The 11,355-nt window shown below is 43.2% G+C and carries 12 protein-coding genes and 2 pseudogenes; 9 read left to right on the plus strand and 5 right to left on the minus strand.

Annotation, left to right across the window (positions count from 1 at the left end; genetic code table 11):
- Positions 1-92: 92 nt before the first annotated feature.
- Positions 93-746, minus strand: coding sequence for an SEL1-like repeat protein (locus LG368_RS14775; RefSeq protein ID WP_226755471.1), 654 nt, complete (start codon positions 744-746; stop codon positions 93-95).
- Between the two features lie 214 nt (positions 747-960).
- Here LG368_RS14775 and LG368_RS14780 point away from each other — a divergent pair, with 214 nt between their 5' ends.
- Together LG368_RS14780 and LG368_RS14785 are read left to right on the plus strand one after the other, a co-directional pair.
- On the plus strand, positions 961-1,422 hold the full coding sequence (locus LG368_RS14780) for a helix-turn-helix transcriptional regulator (RefSeq protein WP_226755472.1): 462 nt from the start codon (positions 961-963) through the stop codon (positions 1,420-1,422).
- A gap of 87 nt (positions 1,423-1,509) precedes the next feature.
- Positions 1,510-2,418: pseudogene (locus tag LG368_RS14785) on the plus strand (IS5 family transposase).
- 246 nt (positions 2,419-2,664) lie between these two features.
- On the opposite strand, the gene tnpA reads toward LG368_RS14785, so the two are convergent.
- Positions 2,665-3,162, minus strand: coding sequence for an IS200/IS605 family transposase (gene tnpA, locus LG368_RS15650; RefSeq protein WP_420827973.1), 498 nt, complete (start codon positions 3,160-3,162; stop codon positions 2,665-2,667).
- Here tnpA and LG368_RS14795 point away from each other — a divergent pair.
- Entirely contained in the window at positions 3,119-4,444 is a 1,326-nt protein-coding gene (locus LG368_RS14795) for an RNA-guided endonuclease InsQ/TnpB family protein (RefSeq protein WP_226755473.1), read from the plus strand. The genes tnpA and LG368_RS14795 overlap by 44 nt on opposite strands.
- A 110-nt stretch (positions 4,445-4,554) precedes the next feature.
- Here the strand turns inward: LG368_RS14795 and LG368_RS14800 are convergent, their stop codons facing one another.
- The gene (locus LG368_RS14800; RefSeq protein WP_226755474.1) at positions 4,555-5,148 is read right to left on the minus strand and encodes an FMN-dependent NADH-azoreductase; all 594 of its coding nucleotides are present in this window, start codon (positions 5,146-5,148) and stop codon (positions 4,555-4,557) included.
- Positions 5,149-5,472: 324 nt separating this feature from the next.
- Between LG368_RS14800 and LG368_RS14805 the strand changes: the two genes are divergently transcribed.
- From LG368_RS14805 to LG368_RS14820, 4 genes are all read left to right on the plus strand, one after another.
- Complete coding sequence (locus LG368_RS14805; RefSeq protein ID WP_226755475.1) at positions 5,473-6,330, plus strand: pirin family protein; 858 nt, start codon at positions 5,473-5,475, stop codon at positions 6,328-6,330.
- Between the two features lie 59 nt (positions 6,331-6,389).
- The gene (locus LG368_RS14810; RefSeq protein WP_226755476.1) at positions 6,390-7,295 is read left to right on the plus strand and encodes a LysR family transcriptional regulator; all 906 of its coding nucleotides are present in this window, start codon (positions 6,390-6,392) and stop codon (positions 7,293-7,295) included.
- Between the two features lie 174 nt (positions 7,296-7,469).
- Positions 7,470-8,162 (plus strand): pirin family protein, encoded by a 693-nt coding sequence (locus LG368_RS14815; protein WP_226755477.1) that lies wholly within the window; start codon positions 7,470-7,472, stop codon positions 8,160-8,162.
- A gap of 40 nt (positions 8,163-8,202) precedes the next feature.
- Positions 8,203-8,931 carry a sulfite exporter TauE/SafE family protein gene (locus tag LG368_RS14820; protein WP_226755478.1) on the plus strand — a complete coding sequence of 243 codons (729 nt, stop codon included), beginning with the start codon at positions 8,203-8,205 and terminating at the stop codon, positions 8,929-8,931.
- 173 nt (positions 8,932-9,104) lie between these two features.
- Here LG368_RS14820 and LG368_RS14825 read toward each other — a convergent pair whose 3' ends face one another.
- Positions 9,105-9,356, minus strand: a complete 252-nt coding sequence (locus tag LG368_RS14825; protein WP_226755479.1) for an EamA family transporter — start codon at positions 9,354-9,356, stop codon at positions 9,105-9,107.
- Between the two features lie 340 nt (positions 9,357-9,696).
- Between LG368_RS14825 and rnk the strand changes: the two genes are divergently transcribed.
- A complete protein-coding gene (gene rnk / locus LG368_RS14830; protein ID WP_226755480.1) occupies positions 9,697-10,110 on the plus strand; it encodes a nucleoside diphosphate kinase regulator in 414 nt (137 codons plus the stop codon).
- 261 nt (positions 10,111-10,371) lie between these two features.
- Here rnk and LG368_RS14835 read toward each other — a convergent pair whose 3' ends face one another.
- Positions 10,372-10,524, minus strand: a complete 153-nt coding sequence (locus tag LG368_RS14835) for a hypothetical protein (protein WP_226755481.1) — start codon at positions 10,522-10,524, stop codon at positions 10,372-10,374.
- Positions 10,525-10,717: 193 nt separating this feature from the next.
- On the opposite strand from LG368_RS14835, the pseudogene LG368_RS14840 reads away from it, so the two are divergent.
- Positions 10,718-11,068, plus strand: a pseudogene (locus LG368_RS14840) (transposase); the annotation flags it as partial.
- Positions 11,069-11,355: the final 287 nt, after the last annotated feature.

Genomic DNA, 11,355 nt, shown 5'->3' on the forward strand with positions numbered 1-11,355 from the left:
AATAACGGTTGTAAGGTGCTTGAAGTACCTTACAAGTGGGTTAAGTGGTGATTAAATGTCGCTTCTGAGGAAATACTGTCACAAGCTGAAAGTCAGCTAAAAATTGTCTTACTTGTTCGTATGTTCCCTAGACTAGCTGCTTTTTTAAAATGCTTTAGAGCCAATTTATAGTCAAGCATTTCATATTTATCGTAGTAATGTAAGCTGGCGAGATTAAAGTGAATATACTTATTATCACTGTTTACCGCACTCTTTAAGGTCTTTTCTGCCTCTCGATAATTCTTATTTGGATAGGCTTCTTTACTATCGAATAACCATCTTGCTTTCTCATTTATCGCATTAACATTGCCATCTTTACCACTCAAGTCTAGCCAATACATTGCTTGATCCCACTCTTGAGATTCATAATAACCAATAGCAAGAACCCAAGCCGCATGCTTAAAACCAGCCCTGTAACTTTTCTCTATATAGTCATTCATTTTTTCCATTAATTCTTGATCTTCTAGCTCATCAAATTGTCTAGAATAAACTCGGCTAAGACTGTATAGCGCTTTGAAGTTATTAGGGTTTTCTGCAACTGCTTTCTCACAAATAGGTAATGCTTTCCTCCAGTCTACGTCATCATATTCTACAAAACCATTTGGCTCTGAGAAACGCACATGGGCAGTAAGGTTCAAACAGTCATCGAATGAAGAAGCAAGCAGAAAAGGAGAATTGAACAGCAATACCGCTAGATATTTTTTCATGGTATAACACCTAAATTATTAGCTAACTGCATAGTGCTATAGCAAATAAAAAGTGTCAACAAATCGTAAAAACTATATCTAGAAAAAGAATTCACTATGGTAAGCAAACTCTGATAAGTCCATATGTGACAAAAGTGAGCCAAAGTCAGATAAAAAAAGTCCGAACACAGGATTGAAGTGACCTCATAAAAATGGCTATTTAACCGTCAAAAAAATGAAATGGACGCGTAAACGGGACAACACCAAAAAAGAAACTTTTAAGTTGCTTTATGGAAAAATAGCAACTGATATGCTTCTATTATTTAAAAAGCAACTTATTAGTTTCCTCATGATAAACCTACTACAGCAAATTAAAAGCCGCCGTTTAGCACTGAAACTCAAGCAAAATGACATGCCAATGCGCATTGGCATTTGTAGGCAGCAGTACCAACGACTTGAAGCAAAAGGTAACCCAAGGCTTGATACTCTTGAGCTGATTGCTAAGGGCCTAAATAGTGACGTCATGCTGATTCCCAAAGAAAAGCTGAATGCTGTTTTAGCGGCTCTTGAAAGCGATGGCAGTAACACATCTTTACCGCACAAACAGCCTGACCATTCTGCTGAACAACAAAAACTATCGGATGACCCATGGGAAGGATTACTAGAAGATGGAGACGAAAATGACAATGGAAATTAATGTTATTAAGTTAATGTTGCATAGCCATCTAGTAGGGCCTTTGCCGACAGTGAATTCAACAATAAACGCCGTAAAACGCGTAAAGAAATTTTTCTTACTCGAATGAATGAGTTGATGCCGTGAGACCAGCTTGAAGCCGTGATTGAGCCTTTTTACCCCAAAGCTGGAAAAGGAAGAAGACCGTACCCGCTGTCTACGATGTTTCGCATTCACTGTATGCAGCATTGGTACAACATGAGCGACCCTGCTATGGAAGATGCTCTATATGAAATCACGTCCATGCGTTTGTTTGCTGGACTGTCGCTGGACAGTGCTATCCCGGACCACACAACCATCATGAATTTTAGGCACTTACTGGAAAAGCATAAGCTCTCCCGTCAGCTGTTCAAAGAGGTCAATAAGTGGTTGTCTAGCGCTGGGATTTATCTAAAAGAAGGCACCATTGTCGACGCCACCATTATTGAAGCGGCCAGTCCAACCAAGAATAAAGCGAAAGCACGCGATCCCGAAATGCACCAGACTCAAAAAGGTAAGCAGTGGTTTTTCGGTTTAAAAGCTCATATTGGTGTAGACGCGAGAACAGGCCTGACGCACAGTTTAAGTACGACAGCTGCCAACGTACACGACATCACAGAAACAGAACATCTGCTTCATGGTGAGGAACGCTTTATCTCGGCGGATTCAGGTTATCGAGGTGCTCAAAAACGAGAAGAGCTAAAAGACATCAAAGCCGATTGGCTGATTGCTGAGATGCCAAGCAAGGTGCGTCTTCTCAAGAAACACCCGAGAATCAACAAGCAACCAATCCGAACAGAGTACCTCAAAGCCAGTATCCGAGCAAAAGTAGAGCACCCGTTTAGGATCATAAAGCGACAGTTTGGCTTTAGGAAAGTGATCTATCGAGGGCTGGCAAAAAACGACAACAAACTGGCGATGCTGTTTGCCTTATCTAATGTGTTTAGAGTTGACCAGATGATACGGGCGGCAAGAGGTTAATCCGTTCAAAATTCACTAAACAAGGCTAAATAAGCTTGTTTAGTGGTGAAAAGCATCAAAACAGGTGGAATCCTATGCTTTTTTATTTGGAAAAGAGAAGTTGAGTGTTTTGCAACTTCTTAATCGTAGTTTCCCTAACATACCACCATTGAACTTTTTAACGATATTCGCGAAATTCCAATTTTAAGTGGCGAGCCTAGGCAAGCCACTTAGTGTTGGATGGATAGCGAGGTGTGCGTAGCGCACCTATTTAGGTCTATCCTGATTTTCGATGTATTGCTTAATGATCACTTCTAATGATGCCCCGCCTACTGAAAGTAAACAATAAGATCGATTCCAAAGTGCGTTTGTTCCCCAATAATACTTTTTTAGGTGATCGCCAAAATGCTTCTTTGACATTCGGCTTGTGACTGTCTTAAGCGAATTGATTAAGTTTGCGGGGGCTAGAGAGGGGTGCAGGCTTATCAGAGCATGCACATGATCACTCTCACCATTAAACTCCATCAGATCACAATCACTTGCTTCAAGCAGACGCTTAAACTCGGATTCGAGCCAAGTTAACATTTCGCTAGTTAAGCAATCGTTTCTATATTTCGTCACCAACACTAAGTGGTAAATTAATTTATAAACACATGAATTATGGCTTCTTTTCATATAAATAACTGCTGACACTAAATGATTATTTCTACATATTGTAACCATGGAAAAAGAAAAAACAACCAAAGGCTTGCTTACTGAGCGCATCGTGATCCGCAAGGGTCATCCATGGTTCAATGGCAGCAAATACAGCACACAGATAAGCCGCCGCATTAGAAATGCGACGACGTATTTGATGCGCCATGAGAAAAAGCCGAATGGCGCATGCCTTTCTCATAGTGACGCTGATAAGTGGTTAAAGAAAAACAATCAAGAATTGTACGCAAAAATGCCAGCGGCATTCTCTCAGCGTACCACGCAAATCGTTGGACAGGATTTCAAGTCCTACTCTGCGGCACTAAAAGATTTTGCTAAAGACCCCAGCAAGTACAAGAGAAAACCCAGACCGCCACACTATGCAAATAAAGCATCAACGCTTACCGCTGGTCGTAATGGCTTCTGCTTAAAGAAAGGAGACTTGCACTTAGCTGGTGACAAATTTTCAACCCCTCTTAAAACGAGCTTTAGCTTCGATCAGGCATACAATGCAAAGGTGTGCGATGTTATTGTTCATGAAGTGCGCATCGTCCCGATGGGAAGCTGTTTTGTGGTTGAGATCATCTACAACCCAGCCAAGCTTCAAGCAACAGGTACATACTGCGCCTTGCTTGATAAAAAACGTAAGGCCGGTATTGATTTAGGGATTAACAATTTGGTTGCGATAGCAACCGACCAACACGATGTACGTCCTGCTTTGGTCAATGGAAAGCCTCTAAAATCAATAAATGCTTGGTACAACAAGCGCGCTGGGAAGCTGAGAAGTGCTGGTAAGTTTCAGCATTTATCTGAAATATCCAATAAACGTTACCATCGAACTAGAGATGTTCTGCACAGGGCTTCGAGGTTCGTGGCGAATTATTGCGTCAGCAATAATATTGGCACGTTAGTTGTCGGGCTAAACAAAGGATGGAAGCAAGACAGCGATATTGGCAAGGTAAACAATCAGAAGTTTGTGAGCATTCCTCACACCGTTTTGATTGAGCAAATTAAGTACAAATGCTACGCAGTAGGGATCACCGTTATCGTGCGTGAGGAGTCGTACACGTCTAAGGCTAGCGCCTTGGATAACGACACGATTCCAACTTATGGTGATAAAGCCATTCCAGCATTTAGCGGTCGTCGAGTTAAGCGAGGCCTGTACAAAAGCCCTCAAGGTTTGGTAAATGCCGATATAAACTCCGCATTAAACATCTTGAGAAAAGAAACAGGTGAGGCGCTTTCAGCGCTAGCTTGTAGGGGCTGCATGTTCCAGCCCGTGATCGTGACGCTAGGTAAAACTATCGCCCCGAGCACTAAAAGGGAAGCTGACTTGCTGCCATTGGTAGCTTGACCCTGACTTACCCGAAACCAATTCAAATTACGAAGTAATTAGTGTTGGTAGTTCATTAACCTCACTACCTAGCGAGGTTACCTGAAGATCTCTATCCAGATTAGCCCTGTTTACAAGGTAAAATCATTGATCTGCTGCTGAGCCATCGCCAAACGCTCTTCAGCACCTTCCATGTTTAATCCTTCAGCATAGATAAATTGCACGTCTTTCAGTCCAATAAATGCGAATACATCTTTTAGGTACTGAGTTTGCGAGTCATGTTCTGTGCCAGCGTATAAACCACCGCGTGCGGCTACTACAATGACTTTTTTATTTTCTAATAAACCAACAGGCCCATTTTCAGTGTAATAAAAGGTGATGCCTGCACGCGCAATGCGATCAATCCACGCTTTAAAAGTAGACGGCACACTAAAGTTGTACATCGGCATGGCAACAACAATGGTATCGCTTGATTGCAGCTCTGCAATTAGGTTGTCAGACACCGCCGCTTGTGCGGTTTGCTCTTCGCTGCGGTCCGCCTCTTTTGTCATCCACGCACCCATTTCGGCTTGCGTCAGGTGAGGTAACGCATTTTTTGCTAGATCGCGCTCTACTACATTGGCTTGTGTTGTTGCCTGCAAGCGCTCGATAAGAGAGTTCGCTAAAATGTTGGAACGACCCTGTTCGCCATTTAAAGAAGTCTTAATAAATAAAATATTGTTCATAATGATTCCTAAATTGTGTTGTTAAGTGTGTTCTAAAACGATGACTCTATTATTGAGGAGGACATGCCAAAAGAAAATTTCTAAAATACGCACAGATCATTCGTTTTAAACGAACGTTTATGAGGCTACTCTGTGTGAGCACTTTACTATGTAGATAGAACTTGTTAGGCAAAGCTTACTTTTCATTCTAAAAAAAAGAATGATTTATTGCATTATTACGAATATTTTCCCAAAAGAAGGAATGATAGCGTTATAAGCATTGAATATTTCATTGAAAAGCTTCTTTTCACCAACACACTGTCACCGACAAAAAGTGAGCACATCATGGCAAACGTTCTGAAAGCAATCACACACGACCTAGGCGGATTATACGTAAAACGAGTCCTTCCTCATCAAGAGAAAAAAATGGTGGGACCCTTTATCTTTTTTGATCAAATGGGACCAAATGATTTCCCAGCAGGCCAAGGCATCAACGTAAGACCACACCCTCACATTGGCCTGAGCACCTTAACCTATTTGTTTGAAGGCAGTATTTTACATCGCGATTCACTGGGTAATAATCTTGAAATTCACCCAGGAGACGTTAACTGGATGACGGCGGGCAAGGGCATTACCCACTCAGAACGCGAAACCCTAGAAGTCCGCGCTAATAAGCACACCATTAACGGCCTACAATGTTGGATCGCTTTGCCTGAACACATGGCCGAAATAGAACCGGCTTTTGCACACGTTAAAAAGCATGAACTACCCCACTTAACCCAGGAAGGTGTAATGATGCGATTGATTGTAGGCGACGCTTACGGCATGAGTTCACCGGTCAAAACCTATTCGCCTATGTTTTACATCGACATCGTGGCCAGTGAAGGCAGCACCCTAAGCCGCCCCCACCCTAACCATGAAACAGCAGTGTTCCCGACCAGTGGCAAAATAGACATTAACGGCACCCAGTATGGCGCCGGCGAGTTTGTCTTGTTAGATGATAACGACACCGATATTAAGGTCATTGAAGGCGGACGCTTTATTGTTTTGGGCGGTGAAAAATTTGCGCACACACCTCATTTGCACTGGAACTTTGTCTCTTTTAGCAAAGCACGCATCGAACAGGCCAAAGACGATTGGGAAAACGACCGCTTCCCAACAGTACCAGGCGACGATAAGGAATTTATTCCGCTAAAAAAATAGCCGCATAACGACGCAGGGCATGGGATAATCACGCTATCGTGTGATAGAGAGGGTAAACCATGCTGAGAATATCTTTAGAGCAATGGCGCATGTTCCATGCTGTGGTGGAATTTGGCGGCTTTAATCAAGCCGCCCAAGGCGTCTTCAAAAGCCAATCCAGTGTACACAACGCCGTCAGCAAAATAGAAGACGCGTTGGGTGTAAAGTTATTTGCCATTGAGGGCCGAAAAACCGTCTTAACCAAAGAAGGCGAAATGATTTTACGGCGCTCAAGTTATCTACTCGAAGAAGCCAAAAAAGTCGAAGCCATTGGCGTAAAGTTAAGCCAAGGCGTTGAGACACAATTGCGCATTGCCGTGGATGAAATTTTTCCCCGTGCACTGCTTTATAACGCCCTAGAAACAGTATCAGAGCAATTTCCATTGGTGAAGATTGAATTAATTGAATCGATCTTAGGGGGCGGGGCGGAAATGATCGAAAACGATGAGGTCGAAATTGCCATTTCTCCCAACTCACTGGGCGCAGGCTTCAGCGAAAGTTTGTGTTACATCCAATTTGGTGCCGTTGCCAGCCCACATCACCCTTTACACGCTATGGACTCCCCTCTCACTCTCGAAGAACTCAAAAGTCATCGCCAGATTGTGGTAAGGGATTCGTCTGCGATCAATAAAAAAAACCGCGCCAGTGATGGCTGGCTAGAAGCCAATCAGCGTTGGACCGTCAGCCATATGCAAAGCTCCATCGACATGATCGTCAATGGGTTAGGCTTTGCCTGGTTGCCACTGAGCTTGATCGACACTCACCTTAACGACAATCGTTTAAAGCGTTTACAACTTGATCGCAACACCGAGCGCACCGCCCAATTGTTCCTAACGTTTAAAGATGGCGATCGACTGGGTCCTGTGGCACGCTGCTTTTTAGGGGAAATTAGAGCGCTGTGCTTGGACTGGCCACAGAAAACCTAAACCTGTCTCGCCAAAACTGGCCTTCTCATTCTTAAAAATCGAATGAAAGGCGCTATTTTTACTAATTTTAATCGGCTAACCAACATTTTATGATACCTCTCATCGCATTGATTGGCCCAGAGTACTCACTCAGGTAGCGCTCAGTGGCCCACAGCATTTATTGGAGAGCAACTCATGAACTACATTAGAAAATCAGAACATCGAGGCGTGGCCAATTTTGGTTGGTTACAAAGCAAGCACAGCTTTTCGTTTGGCAATTATTACGATCCAAAACATATGGGTGTGTCGGTATTGCGTGTCATCAACGACGACATGGTGATGCCAGGGCAAGGCTTTGGTGAGCACGGCCACCGTGATATGGAAATTATTTCTTACGTTATTGAAGGAGCGTTAAAACACGACGACAGCACCGGAAATAGCTACGTGGTACCGGCTGGTGATGTACAACGGATGAGCGCAGGTCGCGGCGTTAGACACTCTGAATTTAATGCCTCTAAAACCGAAAAGGTCAAATTTTTGCAAATTTGGATACAGCCAAATGTGACTGGCATCAAACCAAGCTATGAGCAAAAAAGTTTGCCGCAACAGGGCGTTTTAACCACCTTAGTCGCCCCTAATGGTGAAAACGGTGCTTTGTCGATTAACCAAGACGCCAGTATCTCTCGTCTGGTGCTGAAAAAAGACGACAGCATTCGCTTGAGCACGGCACAGCGAGTGGGGTATTTACACCTTATCAAAGGACAAATTAACGTCGATGGCCACACTTTTAAAGAAGGCGATGCCTTTGCCGTTGAGCCTGAGCGCACATTTGAGGTAACAGCAAACGCGGCCCTCGAAGCGCTGTGGTTTGATTTACCTGCTGTTTAATATTGCATCGCATTTTTCCCAATAAACAGGACTGATTTACATGGAACTGTCTGCTATTTTGCTCGTTGCCTTTGTGGTGTTACTCACAGGCGTGTCTAAATCTGCTTTTGCTGGGGCACTTGGCGTGTTCGCCGTGCCCCTTCTGATGTTGAAATTCAGTGCGGTGGATGCCATTACGCTGATGCTGCCGTTACTCATTGTGGCCGACAGCATGAGCGTAAAGAGCTTTTGGAAAAAGTGGGATGTCGCCTTACTGCGCTCGCTCATACCCGGAGCCGTGGTAGGTATTGTTATTGCTAACTTAACTATGGATCTGATCAATTCAGAGTATTTGCGCTTTACGGTGGCAATGATTTGTATTGTTTTTGCCATCAAGAGTTTATGGTTCAAAAAGACGTCACTGAGTTTTTTAAACCATCGTCTAGGCGCTTATGTGATGTCTGCTTTGTCGGGCCTAAGCAGCACCCTAGTGCACGCAGGTGGCCCGCCTATTATTATGTATTTTAGCGCCATTGGATTACCTCGCACTCAGTTTGTAGCCACTGCAGCGGCTTTTTTTGCCGTGATGAACCTAGCTAAATTAGTCGGCGCACTCAGTTTGGGGTTGCTCAGTGCTGACGTCGCCTTAACCGCGCTGGCGTTTGTGCCCATCGCATTTTTAGGCAACTGGTTGGGTATAAAAATCAATGGCAAACTCAACAAGGCGCTTTTTTTGAGAATTATGAATTATTTACTTCTATTATTGGGTTTGTGGTTACTTATCCAATAAAACACTCAAGTTTTTTGACGTTGATCGTAAAAGTTATAATGCATTTTCTACTTTTTGCGCTATATCAGCAGATACCCATGATTTCCAAACGTCTGGAAAAGTCTCCAAAAAGTAATACATAGCACGGGCACAATAATGCTATTAGAGGCAGCAAAGGTTGCCTCGAAATCAGTCTACTTCTCAGCTTGGTGCTGAACGGAAGCAGGTGTAGTGCTGCGCTTTCCTGTCTGGATCAGCACCACGCCCCCGAGGATAAGTGCCAGCGCAAGGATGGCGGCATAAGTGATTTCCTCGCCGACCGCAGAGCCAATGATCACGGCCACCACTGGTGCGATGTACGTGGCACCGGATGCCTGCACGGAACCGAGTTTTTCGATAATGATGTAATAGCAAAAAAAGGCTCCGCCTATCAACCCATCAACCATCTATTACGGATACCCTCCAGAAACAGAAAAGGAAATAGCTGGGCGCTAACCACTAAAAGGCCCTTGGCTTAAGACTGGTGCCTATGTTGAGGTAGAAGGTGTAAAGGTCACCGATTTTGGCACTTTTAAGGGATATGCGACAAAAATGGGTCAAAATCAGATACAAAAAAAGCCAAGCACTGGGTTCGACACGAAGCATCTTAGGTTAATAATAGTAGTACATTTGGCTATCTATTATAGATTGCCAGACGTACTATCAACGACGGTAGTGGTATGTGATCTTTGTATAGCAACTACTGCAAGTACTAAGCAAAATTTGTGAATAGTTAATGAGGAAATAATGACAACAAGACCTGATATAACAATCTCTTCGTTGGACTTGAAGAGACTAGAAGACCTAATTGATTCGCTTCCTAAAGCGGATATCGCTGGTGTGAGTGAACTAGAAGAAGAACTTACACGCGCAACGATTGTTGCTCCTAAAGATGTTCCAGACAATATTGTCACCATGAACTCAACGGTTAAGTTTATTGTTGAAGCTACAAATAAAGAGTTTGAATTGACGTTGGTGTATCCAAAAAACATGGAATCGAATGGAACAACTATTTCAATTTTAGCGCCTGTAGGTAGTGCATTGCTTGGTCTTTCTATTGGCGATGAGATTGAATGGCCGAAACCAGGTGGTGGAAATTTAAAGATTAAAATCATACAAGTGACGTTCCAACCTGAAAGGGCTGGTGAATATCAACTGTAGTTGAGGTTGTAAAAAAAAGTTTTGGCGATACCCGTTATCGTAAGTATGTGAAAAATTACACAGGTGAAACTTTTTTCTTACACATCGTTATCATTACCGCTGGTCAGATGCTTCAAGATCATAGTGAATCAAGCTCTATTAATTCATCAGAGAAATTCTGATCAAGTTGCACCTGATCTGTATACCTTCGGGTGTGAGATTTAAATTCGGCAAGAAACCCCCTCAAAGAGAGGGGTGTACATAGTCGTTATAGATTTGATTTTAGCTGTCTTTTTCTGCTTCAGAATCATCTTCAGAGTCAGAACTATTACTATCACGCATGTCCAAATCTCGTCCATTTGAATCTGGTGAATTTTGGCCAGCTTCGTTGTTTTTACTCTTTGAGTGTGCATAAATACGGGCTCTCTTTTCCATGCCAATAATATTACCCGCCAGGTTAATCAGTCTTTATTGCCATTCATATGTCGCTTCTGATCTCTGTTTGCTTGTTAATACGCTGTTTAGCCATAGCGTATCAACCAGAATCATAAGATTATCTAGGGAACATGCGATTAAATCGGTAACATGAGACAATCTTGCCGACTTAATCTGACTACGACTCCAGCCGATCATGAACCAACTCTCTTTCGCCGACACCGAATTTACCAGCAAACGCCGCAAAACTCGCAAAGAACTCTTCCTCAGTCGAATGGATGAGTTGATTCCCTGGCAGCAGCTTGAAGACCAAATTGAACCCTTCTATCCAAAAGCAGGTAACGGCCGTCGTCCCTATCCTTTGTCTACCATGTTGCGTATTCACTTTATGCAGAACTGGTACAACATGGGGGATCCAGCCATGGAGGACGCGCTTTACGAGATTACCTCTATGCGGCTGTTTGCTGGGTTATCTTTAGAAGGCGCAATACCTGATCACACCACTATTATGAATTTTAGGCATTTACTGGAAAAGCATAAGCTTGGTGCATATTTCGGAGCATTCCGAACAGCCATTTCGGTATGATCCGAACACGTATTCCGCGATTATCCGAACACTTTTAAGCAAACTCCGAAATCAGCGTTCGGAAGAGCGAAAACCGCGTTCGGAATGCCCGAAATCCTACCTTTTTCTCTTTTAAATCAATAACTCGCTATTCTTTCCTTTTCAAGCAAGAGGTGAGGAAGCGATCATGGCAAAAAAGAGAACTCCAATGAATAAAATTAAAGAAATATTACGCCTTAAGTACGACTGTGGGTTGTCCTACCGAA

The sequence above is a fragment of the Marinomonas algarum genome (assembly GCF_020532605.1).
Classification (GTDB): domain Bacteria; phylum Pseudomonadota; class Gammaproteobacteria; order Pseudomonadales; family Marinomonadaceae; genus Marinomonas; species Marinomonas algarum.

Excerpts from the sequence above, each read along its gene's own strand:
- LG368_RS14820 (WP_226755478.1), top strand. The coding sequence starts at position 8,203 with ATGGAACTGTCTGCTATTTTGCTCGTTGCCTTTGTGGTGTTACTCACA.
- LG368_RS14795 (WP_226755473.1), top strand. The coding sequence starts at position 3,119 with ATGGAAAAAGAAAAAACAACCAAAGGCTTGCTTACTGAGCGCATCGTG.
- tnpA (WP_420827973.1), bottom strand. The coding sequence starts at position 3,162 with ATGCGCTCAGTAAGCAAGCCTTTGGTTGTTTTTTCTTTTTCCATGGTT.
- LG368_RS14835 (WP_226755481.1), bottom strand. The coding sequence starts at position 10,524 with ATGGAAAAGAGAGCCCGTATTTATGCACACTCAAAGAGTAAAAACAAC.
- LG368_RS14780 (WP_226755472.1), top strand. The coding sequence starts at position 961 with ATGAAATGGACGCGTAAACGGGACAACACCAAAAAAGAAACTTTTAAG.
- LG368_RS14810 (WP_226755476.1), top strand. The coding sequence starts at position 6,390 with ATGCTGAGAATATCTTTAGAGCAATGGCGCATGTTCCATGCTGTGGTG.
- rnk (WP_226755480.1), top strand. The coding sequence starts at position 9,697 with ATGACAACAAGACCTGATATAACAATCTCTTCGTTGGACTTGAAGAGA.
- LG368_RS14815 (WP_226755477.1), top strand. The coding sequence starts at position 7,470 with ATGAACTACATTAGAAAATCAGAACATCGAGGCGTGGCCAATTTTGGT.
- LG368_RS14825 (WP_226755479.1), bottom strand. The coding sequence starts at position 9,356 with ATGGTTGATGGGTTGATAGGCGGAGCCTTTTTTTGCTATTACATCATT.
- LG368_RS14775 (WP_226755471.1), bottom strand. The coding sequence starts at position 746 with ATGAAAAAATATCTAGCGGTATTGCTGTTCAATTCTCCTTTTCTGCTT.
- LG368_RS14800 (WP_226755474.1), bottom strand. The coding sequence starts at position 5,148 with ATGAACAATATTTTATTTATTAAGACTTCTTTAAATGGCGAACAGGGT.
- LG368_RS14805 (WP_226755475.1), top strand. The coding sequence starts at position 5,473 with ATGGCAAACGTTCTGAAAGCAATCACACACGACCTAGGCGGATTATAC.